12 protein-coding genes are annotated in these 16,892 nt (G+C 54.5%); 4 read left to right on the plus strand and 8 right to left on the minus strand.

Annotation, left to right across the window (positions count from 1 at the left end; all coding sequences use genetic code 11):
* Positions 1-278: 278 nt before the first annotated feature.
* Together G6R38_RS15895 and G6R38_RS15900 are read left to right on the plus strand one after the other, a co-directional pair.
* Positions 279-1,172 (plus strand): DUF1559 domain-containing protein, encoded by an 894-nt coding sequence (locus G6R38_RS15895; RefSeq protein ID WP_166829100.1) that lies wholly within the window; start codon positions 279-281, stop codon positions 1,170-1,172.
* 135 nt (positions 1,173-1,307) lie between these two features.
* A complete protein-coding gene (locus G6R38_RS15900) occupies positions 1,308-1,724 on the plus strand; it encodes a hypothetical protein (protein WP_166827788.1) in 417 nt (138 codons plus the stop codon).
* Between the two features lie 186 nt (positions 1,725-1,910).
* Here G6R38_RS15900 and G6R38_RS15905 read toward each other — a convergent pair whose 3' ends face one another.
* Both G6R38_RS15905 and G6R38_RS15910 read right to left on the minus strand, forming a co-directional pair.
* On the minus strand, positions 1,911-2,330 hold the full coding sequence (locus G6R38_RS15905; protein WP_166827791.1) for a hypothetical protein: 420 nt from the start codon (positions 2,328-2,330) through the stop codon (positions 1,911-1,913).
* Positions 2,331-2,549: 219 nt separating this feature from the next.
* The gene (locus G6R38_RS15910; protein WP_166827794.1) at positions 2,550-3,476 is read right to left on the minus strand and encodes a glycosyltransferase family 2 protein; all 927 of its coding nucleotides are present in this window, start codon (positions 3,474-3,476) and stop codon (positions 2,550-2,552) included.
* 132 nt (positions 3,477-3,608) lie between these two features.
* On the opposite strand from G6R38_RS15910, the gene G6R38_RS15915 reads away from it, so the two are divergent.
* Positions 3,609-5,075: a hypothetical protein gene (locus tag G6R38_RS15915; protein WP_166827797.1), complete on the plus strand. Its 1,467-nt coding sequence runs from the start codon at positions 3,609-3,611 to the stop codon at positions 5,073-5,075.
* On the opposite strand, the gene bioB is transcribed toward G6R38_RS15915, so the two are convergent.
* Both bioB and G6R38_RS15925 read right to left on the minus strand, forming a co-directional pair.
* Positions 5,041-6,063, minus strand: a complete 1,023-nt coding sequence (bioB, locus tag G6R38_RS15920; protein ID WP_166827802.1) for a biotin synthase BioB — start codon at positions 6,061-6,063, stop codon at positions 5,041-5,043. The two genes, G6R38_RS15915 and bioB, sit on opposite strands and share 35 nt — an antisense overlap.
* A 184-nt stretch (positions 6,064-6,247) precedes the next feature.
* Positions 6,248-6,952: a uracil-DNA glycosylase gene (locus G6R38_RS15925; protein WP_206028608.1), complete on the minus strand. Its 705-nt coding sequence runs from the start codon at positions 6,950-6,952 to the stop codon at positions 6,248-6,250.
* 333 nt (positions 6,953-7,285) lie between these two features.
* Between G6R38_RS15925 and G6R38_RS15930 the strand changes: the two genes are divergently transcribed.
* On the plus strand, positions 7,286-9,478 hold the full coding sequence (locus G6R38_RS15930; protein ID WP_166827805.1) for a diguanylate cyclase: 2,193 nt from the start codon (positions 7,286-7,288) through the stop codon (positions 9,476-9,478).
* 24 nt (positions 9,479-9,502) lie between these two features.
* On the opposite strand, the gene G6R38_RS15935 is transcribed toward G6R38_RS15930, so the two are convergent.
* From G6R38_RS15935 to G6R38_RS15950, 4 genes are all read right to left on the minus strand, one after another.
* The gene (locus tag G6R38_RS15935) at positions 9,503-11,083 is read right to left on the minus strand and encodes a DUF58 domain-containing protein (RefSeq protein WP_166827808.1); all 1,581 of its coding nucleotides are present in this window, start codon (positions 11,081-11,083) and stop codon (positions 9,503-9,505) included.
* Positions 11,084-11,302: 219 nt separating this feature from the next.
* Positions 11,303-12,031: an alpha/beta hydrolase gene (locus G6R38_RS15940; protein ID WP_166827811.1), complete on the minus strand. Its 729-nt coding sequence runs from the start codon at positions 12,029-12,031 to the stop codon at positions 11,303-11,305.
* A 128-nt stretch (positions 12,032-12,159) separates the two neighbouring features.
* A complete protein-coding gene (locus G6R38_RS15945) occupies positions 12,160-13,950 on the minus strand; it encodes a HEAT repeat domain-containing protein (RefSeq protein ID WP_166827814.1) in 1,791 nt (596 codons plus the stop codon).
* Between the two features lie 119 nt (positions 13,951-14,069).
* Positions 14,070-16,742 (minus strand): PVC-type heme-binding CxxCH protein, encoded by a 2,673-nt coding sequence (locus G6R38_RS15950; protein WP_206028609.1) that lies wholly within the window; start codon positions 16,740-16,742, stop codon positions 14,070-14,072.
* Between the last annotated feature and the right edge of the window lie 150 nt (positions 16,743-16,892).

Genomic DNA, 16,892 nt, shown 5'->3' on the forward strand with positions numbered 1-16,892 from the left:
TCCATACGATTCAAATTGAGAATGAGTCTACGTTTCACACTTGCTAAGTGTACGGTTCGTGTTATTGTGGGGGAGTCGACGAACTCGACTAGCCAACCGCAATCATTTTGCATCTGATCCCCACAGCTTCTAGCCAGCCAACTGCAAGCCAAAGTCATTTGGGGTGTTTGTGTGCTTCCTACCTGTTCGTGCTGGTACCTTCCTTGATGCGTTTTCGGTATTGAGTGACGCTTCAACGGCATCGTGCCAGCCCACCTGACACAAGCCAAGCAGTGACCATGACCAGACATCGCAATCGACACGGTTTCACCCTGATCGAACTCCTCGTTGTAATTGCCATCATCGCCATTCTGATTGCACTGCTTCTGCCAGCAGTTCAGGCAGCTCGCGAAGCAGCACGTCGAATGTCGTGTAGCAACAATCTGAAACAACTCGGTATCGGCCTTCACAACTATCTCGAAACCCATGGACGATTCCCGCCAAGCCGTGTCCGTTGGGGCAGTGGCTCCGACCGAGTGACCCATGGATGGAATGTGCTGCTGATGCCTTTCATCGAACAGTCAGCCATTCACGATAACTACGACTTCAACGTGAATTGGTACGACCCAATCAACGAGACCATTGCCCAGACGTCTGTGCCGACTTTGGTATGCCCGTCGAGCCCGAATGGCGGAGTGTTGCTCGATAACACAAGTGGCGGCACTCAGAGCCGTGCCAGCGATTACATGGCGATCGCAGGCTATCACGACCCGGTCCAAATGACGCCGACGACAGCGAATGGCATGTTGCACGACGCGAATGGCCGACCGCGTGATGTGACCGATGGACTGAGCAACACACTTTGTGTTTCCGAGCTGAGCGGGCGTCCCGATTTCTACGCGTCCGGCAAACATGTTGGCGCGTGGCCTAGTGGCTACACCTGGGCTGCCGAGTGGGGTTCATGGGCTTCGCCACAACGCGTGTTCTATGTCGGCTGGTCTCATGATGGCCTGACCAATCGTGGGCCATGCGCTATGAATTGCTCGAATGTCGAAGGCATTTACTCCTTCCATCCCGGCGGAGCGAATTCGTTACTTGGCGACGGCTCCGTTCAGTTTCTCTCCGAAACGATTCCCGTGACCACTGTCTATCGCATGGTCGACCCCGCCGACGGAACCGTCCTCCCCGACTAAGCTCACGAGGGCCGAGGAAATTCTTTTCAGCTGAGATAAGTTCGCGGTGTGACTTTTACACGCCGTGAACTCATTCGCACGATCCCTCCACGCAACAGCTTTCTGAACCAACAGAACAGATCTCAAATTCACGCCATGTTTGCATTCAGAACGTCCGCTACACTCGTGTTCGTCGGGTTACTGTTATCGGGCTGTAGTTCCAAGCCATCGTATCAGGAAGCCGATGTGTATCCGGTTTCGGGTTCGGTTAGCGTCAATGGCAAACCGGCCGCTGGCGTCATTGTGGTATTCCACCCTCAAACCGACACCGGAATGACGAAAGGCAACAAACCCTATACAACAACCGGCGAAGACGGAACTTTCCAAGTCACCACCTACGTCACAGGTGACGGGGCTCCGGCTGGAGAATACATTGTCACCCTGATTTGGCCTGTCAATCCCCGTGGACCTAGCCCCGACCGACTCAAAGGTCGCTACGCAAAACCAGAACAGAGCGAAATCAAAGTCACAATCCAAGAAGGCGAAAACAATCTGCCAAAGTGGGAACTCTAAACAAATACCGAATGGCCTCTGGCACAGCCTGACACACGAACAATACACCAACTCAAATGACTTGGTGCATCAAGACGCACCCTACATAAACTAGCTCTATTCATGACTCAAAGCTGCGTCGGGTACATCCTATCCCACACTAGAAAGCCTGGATGACGGGTGTAACTGTCATCCAGGCTTTTGATGTTAGAGCAGGGTTGTTAGTTGTTGCCACACTTCGGTGGGTTGAAATTCGAGTCCACCGAATCGGTCGAGGACGTAGAGCACGGTGGCCATGTCGACTAGTCCGAACGTGTAAGGCAACTTTCGACCGGAGAGGCTTTTAAGCCATTCCGCTTGTCGACTACGAGCTTCGAGTTTTTGGGTGGACTTGATCCAACGGGCTCGCTGCTTCTCCTTGGTTTCATACGCCTTGAGGAGTTGCAACTGTGAACCGAACGCGGTCGGTCGTCCGACTTGAACTTCGTGAGCTTTGCAGTCGGCTTCGAGGTTTTGGAAGGTTTGTTCTGCGAGTTCATAACGATCTTTGGCGCGGGTGTGCCGCAACGCTGCCACCTTCCGGAGCGTCGTCGCTAGTGCCCGCAGCAGACCATACAGGAATGCCATCGGGAATCCTTGTGGACATCAAAACCGCATTGCAGTTGTTCCTATCTTCGCAAGACAGAAAACGAAACGGTTTTGAAAAATTAAGAGAGCGGCTCGCCTTTTCCATTGCTTGACGCGAGCCAACCGGACGACAATTTGGCCAAATTGATGTCTGCCGGAATTAGACACAAGGAGTGCTAGCGGAGTTCACGTCGAACTGAACATTTTCGAGAATTTTGCTCAAACCGAAATTTCGTCGGAATCGGAACCGGGATCCTTGGGTTCAAACAATGCCGACTTTGAAAGCCCCAGGCGATGCATCCAACGTTGCATCACAACGCCAATCGTCGAGAGCCCATAACGCATACTACGACGAAAATTGATACTCGATGCTTCATCAAAGTATCGCACAGGGACGGGGATATCGCCGAGACGAAATCCGAACGCAGCCGATTGCACTAGGAATTGGCTATCAAATACAAAGTCGTCTGAATTGCGTTCAAACGGAATAGTCTCTAGGACACGTCGACTGTAGGCGCGGAAGCCGCTATGACAGTCACCGAGATTCATACCGACCGACCAGTTCTCGAACGTCGTGAGTGCCCGGTTAGCAATATACTTATAGAACGGCATGCCACCATCGAGAACTTCGCGACGGGAGCGGATTCGTGACCCGAAGACCACATCGCAGATGTCGAGCTTCAAAAACTCAACCGCTGCTCCGATCACACGTGGATCATATTGGAAATCCGGATGCAACATCACGACATAATCCGCACCGCATTCCAACGCCATTCGATAGCATGTCTTTTGATTGCCACCGTAGCCGCGATTCTTGGCATGCGTGACGACGGTGAGTCCTAGTTCATGGGCAATCTGAACGGTCGCGTCTTGACTACAGTCGTCAACTAAAATCAATTCGTCTGCGACATTCGGTGGAATGGCATCGACGGTGCGTTTGAGAGTCTCTGCAGCATTGTACGCCGGCATGACGATGGCCGTCCGTGCGGGCGGGGCATACTCTTCGGCCAATTCGTCGAGCAACGCATTCACATCTGCGGCGTGCTCCGCGTTTTCGGCATGATCGTCCGATTCCAGCAAGTCGGTAGGTGAGGGAAAGATTTTCACGGCGAACGATCCTTGAGCAGTCTCGGAATCCGAGGTCATGATGCAGTCTAAATTTAGCTCAAAAATCGAGGGGTGCTGGCTGATTTCTGTGAGATGCACGGAATCCATCAATTCGTCTGCAAACGCGTGCTATCTTTGCAACAGTCCCTTTTTCTCCCCATGAGTTTCGCGATGACCGATCCTGCTTTGAAACCAGAATCTCAACCAACGTTCTCCGTGCGGTGGGTCGCCGCTAGTGTTGGAATGTTGGCATTTCTCGTGTTCTTGCCGACGGTGAATTACGATTTTGTCAATTGGGACGATCCGTGGTACGTCATCAATAATGAACTGATCGAAAATTGGAGCTTGGAGAATCTTCACGGGATTGCGACGGAATCGGTCGCACGGAATTACGCACCGTTGACGATTTTTTCGTTTCTGGTCGATCGCACGTTTTGGGGACTGAACCCGACTGGTTTTCATCTGACGAACGTCCTGCTACACACGATCAACGCGGTGCTGGTTTTCTACTTGGTTCGGCAACTCACGGGGCGATGGCGGTTGGCGTGGGCGGTGGCAGCGGTGTTTGCGGTGCATCCGTTGCAGATCGAAACGGTCGCATGGATTTCATCTCGAAAAGGGCTGCTGAGCGGGGCGTTTATGCTGGCTTCTCTCTTGTGTTGGTTGCGTCCGGAACGGACTGGCAAACACGAAGCGTGGGGCATTATCTTTCTGGCGGCCGCGTTGTTTTCGAAGGCACTTGCGGTGGTTCTGCCGGCCATCGTGCTGAGCTACGATCTGTTCGTGCGACGACAGAAATTCGCCGAGGCATTCCCACGGCAGATTATTCCAGGGTGCCTGTCGTTGTGGGTACTCGGCGTCACGATGGGCGCACAGACGACAATCGTCGGAGGTACGCGGGCTCACTTTGATCTGAGTCGCTGGGAACTACTGGCAGTTGATGCCACCATTCTTTGGCAGTATGTGGGGATGTTGGCATGGCCGACCGATCTCTGTGTGCTGTATGACCCGCCGACCCGAAACATCCTGCTTCCCGCCGTATGTGCGGTCATTGGCTGGATGGCCGTCGCGGTTTGGGCATGGCGAAACCGCGACAGCCATTCGGACCTTTTGTTCGCATTCGTCTGCTGGGTTCTACTGCTCATTCCAGTGATGAACTTGTTCCCACTGACAACCCTCATGAACGACCGCTACTTATATCTTCCGTGCATCCCCGTGCTGACCGTCGCTTTCGCCGGTGTGCGGGTAGGGTGGTTGAAACTCGTTTCGATGACCGAGTCGGGTGAGTCCATGCGAATCGTCACGCGAGTTTCCGGAGCAATGGCAGTTGGGTGCGTGATCTTGGCGGCAACGCTGGCGACGCAACAACGCCTTCCGGTGTGGCGGAACGGAATGACGTTGTGGTCGGACGCGATCGAGAAGACGCCGACTTTGACGGTCGTGCGGATTCAGTGGGCCAACACGTTGCAGGCCGCTGGTCACACCGAAGAAGCATGCAACGTGTTGCGGGGAGCGCTCGTGGAGACCGCTCCCGATGAGATCAACACACGCCGAATTCGTGAAAAACTCGAAGCGTGGTCCGATCGCCCCGACGATTCGCAAGTCACGCTTCGTAAGCCGACTCCGCACCGCGGATAACGACTTCAAAACCGAGATCCTCAATCATCTTGAAGTCTTCATTTGCAGGTTGTCCTGGCGTGGTGAGGTAATCGCTGACGAACATCGAGTTCGCCGGATACAACGCCATGGCCTGCATCGATCGCAAGTTCACCTCCCGACCACCGGCCACACGAATTTCCGTTCGCGGATTCGTCAACCGCACGAGGCAGAGCGTTTTCAGGCAGTATCGCGGGTCAAGTTCGTCTGTGGCTTCCAACGGTGTCCCGTCGATGGCATTCAAGAAGTTGACTGGGATGGATTCGACCTGCATCGAGCTGAGTTGCATGGCGACATCGACCACGTCTTCATCCGTCTCGCCCATGCCGACGATCAAACCGCTGCAGAGTTCTAAACCCGCATCTCGTGCCGCTTGCAGAGTTTCGGTACGATCGGCGTAGGTGTGCGTGCTGCAAATTTCGGGATAGAACCGCTCGCTGGTGTTCAAGTTGTGATTGATGCGATCGACACCGGCTTCCTTCAACGCACGGGCTTGGTCGGGGCTTAGCAGACCAAGACAACAGCAGATATGCAAACCGGTTTCGTCTTTGATTTGCCGAACCGCTTCAGCGACGTGCGACACTTCGCGATCGCTGGGACCCCGTCCGCTGGAAACGATGCAGTAGGTCTTGGCTTGCGATTCAGCCGCCTGGCGGGCACCGGCGAGCAGTTTCTCATGGCTGAGCCACCGGTATTTTTCGATCGGTGCTTCGGAGCCTTTCGCTTGGGAGCAATAGCCGCAATCCTCAGGGCAGAGGCCACTTTGGGCGTTCTTCAGGTAGTACAATTGCACCTGTTTTCCGAAGAATCGCTCTCGGACCCGAAATGCGGCAGCCAAAAGCGACAGCAATTGGTCGTCATCGGAACGCAAAATTCCCAGGGCTTCTTCACGGGTCAAACCAGCACCATCGAGAACGCGGTCGGCAAGGGCGTCCCAGTTGGGAGTGGTAACGGTTGCGGTGGACGACATAAAACTTTCCTCGGATCTCAACGGTGGCCCAACAACTTTGATTTGATCTAGCGGCGAACAAGGTCTGCCCGCTCATTGGCGTGCTGATTGAACGTTCACCACCGAGCATTGGATATTGGACACTGTACTCGAATGAGGCAGAGAATAACGTTTCCGACCAATCCGAAGCAAGGACGACCCCCAATCAATGCGTTTCGGAGCTGTCCCAGTCAATCGGCTCTTGCCCGTGAGCTTCTAAAGCGGCATTGATCTGTGAAAACGGCCGACTTCCGAAAAACCCGTTTCGGGCGGAGAGCGGGGAAGGGTGGGCAGACGAAATAATTGTGTGACGGGAGTCGATCAACGACGATTTCTTCTTGGCCGCATTACCCCAGAGCACAAAAACCGCGTGTTGCCGTGACCGATCGACGGCCTTTAACATCGCGTCGGTAAGATCTTCCCATCCTTTTTTACGATGGGAATTTGCTTGCCCAGCCCGCACGGTCAGCACGGTGTTCAGCAAGAGAACGCCTTGCTCGGCCCAGCGTGTCAAACAACCATTTGGCGGTGGTTCGCAACCGAGATCGCTTTGCAACTCCTTAAAGATATTCCTCAGAGATGGCGGTAACGGCACCTCCGGTTGCACCGAAAACGCTAATCCATGGGCTTGATTGGGGCCGTGGTAGGGGTCTTGTCCGACAACGAACACTTTCGTCTTCTCCAGCGGGGTCAACGTCATCGCAGACAAAACGGCGTCCCGTGGCGGGTAGATTGTCTCTTGCTCGTATTCTCCTTCGACAAAATCGACCAAGTTCTGGAACGACTCGGTTTCGAGATGCTCCTCGAGTTCGGCACGCCAGTCAGACGGGATTTGATCGACCAGCCAATGATTGGAAATACGGGATGCCATGGATATCCGTTTCGAATTGTTTGGAAGGGTCGATTTCGAAATGCTTGACTTCGCACAACGGTGAACTAGGTTTCGGCAGTGTCGATTGAGACTGCGAGATTCCGTAGAAGCAGAATGCAATGATGGAAATCGGTTTTCAACCGCCGAGTCGAAAAATCGGAACAGATCGGTCGATTCCCGTCACCTGTGACTTTCGATGTCTCACTTTGGCAACGGGCTACTAGACGAAGTCTTGTTGTGATGTAGCAGCTGGTGCTGAGTTTTCGTTGGCGAAGACTGGTTCCGGAACGCTACCCATCATCGGAACTCGCTCCAGGAAAGCGAACACCTGCGATGCCGAACGATCTTTTGTCCCACGAAGCCACTTCAACGAAGAACCAACCCCGCCCGCAATCCGCGCAGTCGGCGGAGCTGGTGGCGACAATCGCGGAACGTCGTTTTTCCGGCAGGAATGTCGCGGAGTCATCACGCACATTGCTGTCGCTGTTGGCGTTGTCGGAAGCGGCCGAAAGCCTTGAAAACCCCGACGAATCCGACACGCTGCACGATGTCATCCAGCGGGGCGCACTGCGTTCCCTGCTTGCCGCTCTGCACGCCCGCGATGAAGGCACGGTGAATCACAGTCGTCGTGTGGCATTGCTCGCCGTTGGGTTGGCGGAACGATTGGGATGGGACGGCACACAACTCAAGCGTTTGGAAGTAGCCGCATTGCTGCACGATGTCGGCAAGATCGGTGTTCCCGACCACATTTTGTTCAAACCCGGCCAATTGAGTTCCGACGAAACGGAACTCATGGCGTTGCACTATGATGTGGGTGTCGATGTGCTGCAGGCATGTCGGGTCGATCAAAAAGTGCTCGATATCGTCGTGCAGTCGCACTTGTATTTCAAAAGTGGAAACACCAGTTCGGATGTCGTTGACAGCGAAGTGAGCCAAGGGGCACGCATCCTCGCTGTGGCCGATGCCTACGATTCCCTGCAGACACCGCAAGTTTATCGCCCTGCCAAAACGCATGACGAAATCATGCAGCACTTGATGGACTCGGCCGGCACACGATTTGACGGCAACGTTGTTTGTGCGTTGGCACGTTGGCTGAAAGAAGAAGGGTTGCCGTTCGACTGCGTTCCTTCCACGAGCGATTCGGGCACGAGTTCTCTCAGCGATTCCATGAAGGTGTTCCAGACGAATTCGCTGTTCAAGATCTTCTCGTATCTCTATGTGATGGAGAGCTTGTACGATGGCTTCGCGTTGATTGATTCCAACCTCCGCTATGCAATCTGGAATCGTGGTATTGAACGGCTGAGCGGCTATTCGGCGCAGTCATTCTTAGGGCGAACATGGTCCGGCAAACTGATTGAGTACGCCGACCGTGAGAACCAAGTCATCCCTGAGAAACGTTGCCCCGTTTGGCAGGTGATGGAGTCGGGGATTCCACAAACAGACTTGTTCCGAATTCGTCACAAGCATGGCGAGTGGGTCGATACCGAGATCCAAACGGTTCCGCTGATCGACGAAAGTGGAAGTTTCCAGGGCGTTGCACAAATCTATCGCGATGTGAGCCGAACCACACGGCGGCCCCAAGAGTTTCATGAATTGAAGATGGCTGCCACGCGAGACGCGTTGACGTCGGTCGCGAACCGGGGGGAATTGGAAACCCAATTGACTTTGTTGGTCAATCAGTGGAGCCAGGCGAGAGTTTCAGACAACGAGAATGAAGTGCCGGTGTTCAGTCTGTTGTTCTTGGACATCGATCACTTCAAATCTGTGAATGACAATTACGGACACGCCGCCGGTGACGCCGTGCTGGTGCAAACTGCCAAGATGTTGCAGAACGAAACCTATTCGGGAGAACTTGTTGGCCGATACGGTGGTGAGGAATTCGTCGTCATCTGTCCCGATACGAATCTCAAACAAGCCCGTCAGCGTGCCGAACGACTACGGTTGGCCATCAGCCGTTTGCGGTTCAAGGGTCATAACAAATTGACCGTGACGTCATCGTTTGGTGCCGCCGAGATTGAACCCGGCGATTCGGTCGAGAGTTTGCTTCGACGTGCGGATAAAGCGTTGTACCAGTCGAAGGAATCCGGACGAAACCGGACCACCACACTAACGAATGAACAGTTCATCGGAGCCGACCACACTCCGCAAGCGGAAGAACAGGGCGGCGATCCGTTTTTGGTGGAGTCGTCGTTTGCCGTTGCGGGGTCGGCCGATCTGATCGTGTGCAAACTTGGCGGGCTCGTCAACGATGACCAAGCGGTCGTCCTCAAGACCAGTCACGATGAAGCCGTTTTCCGCATGGGCACGAAATCGCTGTTTGGTGGTTGGGGCAAAACACCGGATCGGCAACCGGTGCGGATCGTGGTCAAACTCATCCGACCAGACGCCCGAAACCGTGAAGTCCGCAAACGGATTCAGCTGCACATTTCCATCTGTCCGATCGGTCGCGTGAAATCAGCGGAGGTCTTCCAAAACCGGGCCCATCAAGCACTGCGGGCAATCCGTGGTTACTTAGTAGTTGATTAACCCAGCCCTGAGGCTTGCCAAGCCTCACCGAGACTCAAACCAGAACCACGTCAGTAATTCCTCGGGTTCGCACGAAATGATGCGAAGTTCCGCCCCAGCGTCTCCTTTGGCTTGAGTTTCCTCCAAAGCGGGAATCGTGCCGTTTCGGCGGGGACGTGATGTGATCAGCAATGTCCGAGTGGTTGGACCGCGTTGGGCTCGTCCCCATGACAGCAACTCAGCCAAGTCTGGTTTTGCGGCACTTTGCAGTGTGGCCAGCAATTTCATCAGCGATTCCAACCCCGCGGGGCCGGTTGCTCCCAACCACGACTCGAAACGCTCACCGGCTGCACCGAGCATGACTCGGGAATCACGCGATCGCAACATTTGTGTGCGTGAAATCGTTGCGGCGAACGAGATAGCCAACTCAACCCGATCGATGGCGGCGGAGTCTTGGGAGTCGGGATTCCACAGGTCCAGCAGAATGACCAAGTCTTGGTTGCGGCTCTGGTGAAACTCGCGGATCATCAAGTCGCCTTGCCGAGCCGATGACCGCCAATGGATCGCACGCGGATTGTCCCCCGGCCGATACTCCCGAATCCGGTGAAATTCGTCGTCGTAGACACCACGCTTCGTGTCGGAGCGGTGCACAATTTCGTCGGCATGTCCATGCTGGCGGAACCAAGCCGGTGTGAGCCGACCGATCCGGGGAAACACAATGATCTCGCCCGGCAGGTCGATGGTAATTCCGCGTTCGACAATTCCTAATGGGTAGCGCGTTTCAATCGAAACCGGCCCTAACTGATATCGTCCGCGATCACGAAGTTCCAGTTGGTAGCGTGCGACCCGCGACTCGTTCGCGGGGATTCGTGCCACCAACGAAGACGGCTCCAAAACTTCCCGCTCGTTGGCCACCCGATCCGTCACGGTGAGCAACTGAGACGACAGAATGCTTTTCCGGTTCGTCAAATTGAGTTCCACCGTGCATCGCTCACCGGCCACCACCGACTCCGGAACCGACCGTGTCACCGACAGATTCTTCAGCATCGAAACAATGATGCCCCCGTTGAGCACAAACGGAGCAGCCATCATTGCAAAGACAAGCAGCAACATATTTGACCGTGTTTGCAGCGAACCGACAAACAACACGATCATGATCACCACATACACCGCACCTTGACGGGGCAGGGCGAAGCGATGCCGAATCGATGTCAACTCGGTCCCGGCGAGCAAGTGTTTGCTGATCTCCCGGATTCCAAAAAACAGCGACGACACAGCCATCACCGCCAAGCAGCCCCTCGCCAGGGCAATCGGCACCTTCCGGGCCATCAACAAGAATTCGACGCCGAAGAGAATGAGAATCACACCGGCCCAGGAAAACCGTTGGCTTAGGGAATCAGTCGGACGCGGTGACGCACTCGCCAATCCGAACATCGCTTTGGTTTGGGTCATCGCTCCCCAGCCGATCGCCAAGCACGCGGTGACTACGTACAACGCCCGACCAAACGGACTGACCCAAGGCAACGGCAGTAGGAATTCAAAGTAATAGAACAGCGAAACACCGCCCGCTAAGAAAGCGAACAATCCCTTCCAGGAAAATCGTGGCTGTTCCGCTTCGTCCGACATGTTCGATTCCGAATAGAACGAGATTTGGGAGCGCGATGAGTTTGAAGATCACAATCCCAGTGGAATGAAATCCAAACGAACGGTTATGAAGGTGATTCTCCTGGTTCCCGCCATCCTAACTCCTTGCCAACACCTCTTCTAGAGCGCGTTGACCGTGTATATGGCGTCTCAGGATGGTTTTTTCCCGCAGAACACATAACGCCCCTTGCTACATTAAAACTAGACATTGTCTAGCCGCTTCGCAAATGCGATCAAAGCCGCTTGGGGAATCGTGTGCGGACCGTCGAATTCAATGAACTCCACTGGCCAGCCCGATGATTGAAATAAGTCCCGCAACCACTCAGCCGCTGCGAACGGCAAAATCGGATCTTGGGTCCCGTGACTGATCAGGATAGGCAGCGAAGACCGGGCAGCAAGTCGCTCTTTCCAACGGTCTTCACAAATCAGTGTTCCTGAGAACACGGACAAGCCGGCAAACTCTTCGGAACTTTCCAACGCCACATGCGTGACCAGCATTCCACCTTGCGAAAATCCAGAGAGTGTCACAGCACTGCTTGGTACTCCGCGAGTTTCTTGGATTTCCTGAAGACACGCCGACAATGCATCAGCTGCGGCATCCAATCCCGGCGGAAATTCATTTCGGAGAATCCGTAAATCTCCCGACGCGATTGCTTGCAAACGTTCTTCCAAATCCAATGGCCACCATGCCCGGCCCCCCGGCATTCCCTGATCCGCAAGTGACAACAACGCCGCCGGGAATATGAACTGCACCCGTTCTCTAAGCGACGGAAACGCTCGCAGAGTTTCTGCCCCAATCGGAACCAAGTCGCTTCCGGGGGCACCGAATCCATGACACATGACGACGACATGCGTCGGTTGCGTTCCGTCGGGCAGTTCGTCAATGACAATGCACTGCAAACCACCCAGAGTTTCCGTTTGACGTTTCATTATTCACTTTTTGAGTTGTAGACAAAACATACGGGTGCCACGACTCTCAGGACCGTGTTCTCAAGCACCTTCGCTCGACACGTCCCACCGGACCGTGGCACACCATTACCTTTGATTGCCAGACGGAATCACTTGCCATCAACGACGGCAAACTGGGCGGACGAACCGTTCGGCTGGAACAATTCCAACTTTAGATCGTTGCTCGACCGTTTTTCGGTATCGACTCGGAACACGACGGCATGCGTCCCCCGGTCCAGTTCGGCGACGAATTCCTCATCCGATCCCATTGCCTGGCCATCCACCCAAGCGGAGACACCTTCAGCGGAATCAAGCTGAAAACCGATCCGTCCACTTGCCGTCACCTCGACATCGCCCCGCACGTACAGAACAGTTTGTTGAGTGTCCTCAGCGAGTTGGTCCAACGGCAACGTGCCGTCTACACGGGCATACGACGGTTGCCACGGAACGTTCTCCGCATGCACCAATGCATCCCCAAATTCTTCTTCGTCTGGCACCTTCTGGGCGAGCAATGCAGGGACCTTCGCCAACACTCGCCAACGTTGCATCCGTGGAGTCGACCGAACCGCGTACCGTCCCGGCTTGCCCAACTCGGAGAGGAATCGAACCAAATCAATCAACTCGTCTTGAGTCAGGAACTTCGTCAGCCCTTGCGGCATCAACGATTTTCCTTCTTTCTCGAAGTCGATATCCGCTGTGGGAATCGTGATCTCTTTTCCATTGGCGTCTTTGAGCACCAGCCGATCCGCAGCTTGATCGACAACCACACCCTGGTGAACTTCACCAGACGCCGTCAGCACCACGCGGGTCAAATACGCTTCTTTGATCGCTTGGCTCGGATAGAGGATGGAATTGATCAGATAATCCACCGGGGAACTTTGACCGACGGCACTTAGATCAGGACCAACATTCCCGCCAGCCTTGCTGACCGCATGACATTTCATACAGCTCAAATCGGCACTTCGGAAAATCGCTTCGCCACGCGCGGGATCGCCTTTCGCGACGACATCGGCAGCGAGCTTGGCAATCTCCGCCTTCGTGAGTTGTGGAGTTTCCTGGCTCACACCGGCTGCTTCGCTGAGCACATCGGACAGAGCTTTATCGTTCCGTCCCGATCCGAACAAATGTCGCAACGCCATCTTCGCGACATCCGCCGGAGGCGGGGTTTCCTGGAGCGCGGCTGCTAACAAGTCGGTTCCGTTTTGACGCACGAGGAAGGCATCAACCACGGGAGCTGGATCGGTTTTCGTGTTGGCGTTGGCTAGCACCTCGGCGGCCCGTTTCGCAGCGGCTTCCGCGTCGAGTTTCGTCAGGGCGGCGACTCCTTGGTATCGCAAACTCTGAGGATACTTCTCGCTCGTCAGTTCCAGAATCGCCGACTGAGCAGCTTCACCACCGAGTTGCGTAAGGCCGTCGATTGCCGCCGATTGCAATTCTGCATTCTCATCCGTATCAAGAGCCAACGCCTTCAACGTGGGAGCGACCGCTGTGACTTTCCATTGCCCAGCCAACTGAACGGCCAGTCCACGAGTGGCATTGTCTTGATCCTCCGTCAACAGTGTCTTCAGGGCAGCCAAGTCCCCAGCCGGTTTGACCTTCCGGTTCTGTGCCGCATCGAGCAGCGTCTTCAAAGCCGTGACGCGAGTCTCACCCGCGTACCCGTCCTTGCTAACACTTTGATCGAACAGATATTTCAAGTCGTGTTCGTTACCACGTCGTCCCACGAGTTCCACGACGCTACCGACTCGCGAGTCTGGCAAGCGACCACTCTGGAGCAGTTTCATCAGCGGTGCGACGGCACTTTGCGGTTCGTCCGCGCAGACCGAGGAAGACAAAACAACAACAAGACAGAGGCCAGAAAGCCAACGGAGCTTGCTGCCGATACGAGATTTTTCGGACATCAGACAAGTCCTCCCAATAGGTAGGAAAAACGACCCCGGCGAGAAACCGGGGTGGCGAGAAAACAATATTGAAGTGAAAAACCGGTCAGGTCAACAACGGATCATAGATGGCCTGCCCACTATTCGCTACGAGCTTCCAGCGTGTCCATCGTTTCCTTGAGTGTGTACTCAAGATAATAATCCTGCGGGTAAATTAACGACTCGACGGCCACTTCCAGAGCCTTCGTTGCTTGCTCTCCCTTGAAGAAACTCAGAGCACGAATTGCTTCCAAGCGGACGCGGGGGTGTTCGTCGTTGACCTGCGCTCGCAGCAATTCCAGCGGCTCGGAAACACGGTCCCGCCAATAGCACAACACGCGTGTGGCGGCGGCTCGGGCTTTGTATTCTTCTGCCTGAAGAACCGTTTTCAGCAAGTCCGCATCGACCATGTCGACCGCTTGATGCAGCCACAGCCACTCAAGTCGCAGTTGCTCAAAGTTGTCTGCCGATTGATCCAGTCCGGCGAACCATTTTTTCCCGGCTGTCATCACTTCTTCGACATCACGCGACCAAAGTTCCCGACGAACGCGGTAACGTGTGCGGTCTTCATAGGACGCGAGTAGGTCGAACAATTCCGGAGTCGAGGCTTCCGCGATGTTCGGACTTTTGACAAGGGGATTGTCGGTGTAGTGAATCCGCCAAACGCGACCGTGTTTCTTGTCTCGTTTCGGGTCACGGAGCGAGTGTTGCATGTGACCGATCAACGGATTGAACCAGTCGATCAGGTACAAGGCACCGTCCGGACCGAACTCCAAGTCAACCGGGCGGAAGTTCGGATCGGCTGACCGCAATAACGGTTCGACGGGTTCGGCTTTGAAGCCTGATTCGTCTTCCATCATTTTGTACTGCAGCACGCCATGAAAACCGATAACGTTGTTCAGCAGATAATTCCCTTGGGCTTCCTTCGGGAAATTGCTGCTGGAGACCAACTCACAACCGGACGTGGGACGCCATTGCTTGACAAGAAATTGTTTCATCCCTCGGTGCTGTCGTGGAAAGTCCACTTGTCCGGAGAACGCAGTCCCGTAGTAGTTGGCTCCACCGGAAGCGTCCGCGACGAAGTTTTGTCCCCAACGATCAAACGTGTGGCCCCAAGGATTTGCAAAGTTGTACGCGATGAACGCATCGAGTTTTTCCGTCAGCGGTTCGTAGCGGAAAACGCCCGCATTGGCGAGCCGAACGGGACCGTAGGGGGTTTCGATCTGACTGTGATGGAACGTGCCTTCTTGGAAGTACAACGCACCGCCGGGTCCCCAGGTGAATGCGCTGATCGCGTGGTGACTGTCGCCGGAATCGAAACCGTGAAGACGGTATTGCCGAACGTCGGCTTTATCGTCACCGTCGGTGTCTTTCAGAAATAGGATGTTCGGTTGCTGAGCGACATAAGCTCCGCCATGCCCCAGTTCAATACCCGTCGGCACGTGAAGACCGTCGGCGAACACGGTTTGCTTGTCGGCTCGACCGTCGCCATCGGTGTCTTCGAGGATCAGGATTTTGTCATCGACCGGTGTACCGGGGAGGTACATCGGATACGACCCCATCGTCGTGACCCACAATCGGCCTTTCGCGTCCCAGGCCATTTGCACGGGGTTTTCGAGTGCAGGGAAGTCCTCTTCGGAAGCGAACAGATTAATCTCGTAGCCTTTGGGCAATTTGAAGGCTTCGATCGCATCTTCTGGCGGAGTGATCCGAACTTCACTCTTGAAGTTGGTGGCGATAGTTTTCAGATCGCCGGTGTTCGAGTCATCAATTTCTTGAGGAACGTCTTTACCTTGGGCAATTTTCCAGATTCGTTCATCACGATTGTGGATCATCTTTCGCAGCTTGGCGAATTCATCGGGGAAGTTCACCACGCCGAATGGCTTTTTCCGTCCACCGTAAATGTAGAACCCGTTGATGGCTCGGTAATCGTAGAAGAATTGGAGGTTCTTCTCAGCAACTGCTGCGTGGAGTTCACTCCATTGTTTCTTGGGAAGGTCTTTTGACGCACTTCCGAAAAGGTTCTCGTCGAGAATCGGCGCGAGCTTGGAATAGCCGGCATCGTTGAGATGCACGCCGTTGATGGTGAGGGGTTCTTTCACGTCCTCGAACAGCGACTTTGTCGGATGGAACAAGTCAACGAAAACGACATCGGTTTCCTCAGCCACCTCGGACATGGCTTTCGTGTAGAGAGCCAAGTTTTCGTTGTTCGCTTTGCCATCCGATAACGTGCGGACATGCAAATCTTCTTGAGCGATCGGGGAGAACAACACGATTTGCGGGGGATCGACAGGGGCTTTGCCGTCACCATCAATCAGTTTCGGCTTGTCCGAACCACGTCGAAAATTCGTGTACGGATACTGATACTGCCGGATTTCACCGACGAACTTCTTCAGATCAGCCTTGAATTTGTCGACACCATCTGGACCGGCAAACGATTCATTGAAACCGAAGAAGGCAAGAATGGTATTTGGTTCATGGTCGTACAGAGTATGCCCATGATCATCAAAATCCTGCGACCGCAAACGGAGGTTCACGGTATCTGCCGAGAAACCGAGATTCCGAACGACCAACTGCAATTCCGGAAACCGGGCATGCAGCCGCGTCTCGAAATGATTGAAATACTGCATCCGCTCGGCGAGCGTGTTGCCGATGATGACAACCCGATCTCCCTCGCGCAGCGTGACTTTGGATGTAGAATCGGCGGCGGAAATGTTGCCTCCCCAGGAGGCAACCGCCATCACCGCAAGCAGCCCAGTGATGTGTCGAAGCATATTGAATCTCTCGTTGGTCAAAGAAGACGTCGAAAATCGGTCGCCGAAGTTTCGAATGGAGCGACCGTGGTGGGTATGTCAACCAATGTGTGGACCCACTATGCTAAACCGTCCGCCTGCCATTTGAAAACCTTCCCGTTCAAGATTATG

It is taken from the genome of Thalassoroseus pseudoceratinae, assembly GCF_011634775.1.
Classification (GTDB): Bacteria; Planctomycetota; Planctomycetia; order Planctomycetales; family Planctomycetaceae; genus Thalassoroseus; species Thalassoroseus pseudoceratinae.

Coding starts and splice junctions, on each gene's coding strand:
- G6R38_RS15895 (WP_166829100.1), top strand. CDS start 279: ATGACCAGACATCGCAATCGACACGGTTTCACCCTGATCGAACTCCTC.
- G6R38_RS15900 (WP_166827788.1), top strand. CDS start 1,308: ATGTTTGCATTCAGAACGTCCGCTACACTCGTGTTCGTCGGGTTACTG.
- G6R38_RS15905 (WP_166827791.1), bottom strand. CDS start 2,330: ATGGCATTCCTGTATGGTCTGCTGCGGGCACTAGCGACGACGCTCCGG.
- G6R38_RS15910 (WP_166827794.1), bottom strand. CDS start 3,476: ATGACCTCGGATTCCGAGACTGCTCAAGGATCGTTCGCCGTGAAAATC.
- G6R38_RS15915 (WP_166827797.1), top strand. CDS start 3,609: ATGACCGATCCTGCTTTGAAACCAGAATCTCAACCAACGTTCTCCGTG.
- bioB (WP_166827802.1), bottom strand. CDS start 6,063: ATGTCGTCCACCGCAACCGTTACCACTCCCAACTGGGACGCCCTTGCC.
- G6R38_RS15925 (WP_206028608.1), bottom strand. CDS start 6,952: ATGGCATCCCGTATTTCCAATCATTGGCTGGTCGATCAAATCCCGTCT.
- G6R38_RS15930 (WP_166827805.1), top strand. CDS start 7,286: ATGCCGAACGATCTTTTGTCCCACGAAGCCACTTCAACGAAGAACCAA.
- G6R38_RS15935 (WP_166827808.1), bottom strand. CDS start 11,083: ATGTCGGACGAAGCGGAACAGCCACGATTTTCCTGGAAGGGATTGTTC.
- G6R38_RS15940 (WP_166827811.1), bottom strand. CDS start 12,031: ATGAAACGTCAAACGGAAACTCTGGGTGGTTTGCAGTGCATTGTCATT.
- G6R38_RS15945 (WP_166827814.1), bottom strand. CDS start 13,950: ATGTCCGAAAAATCTCGTATCGGCAGCAAGCTCCGTTGGCTTTCTGGC.
- G6R38_RS15950 (WP_206028609.1), bottom strand. CDS start 16,742: ATGCTTCGACACATCACTGGGCTGCTTGCGGTGATGGCGGTTGCCTCC.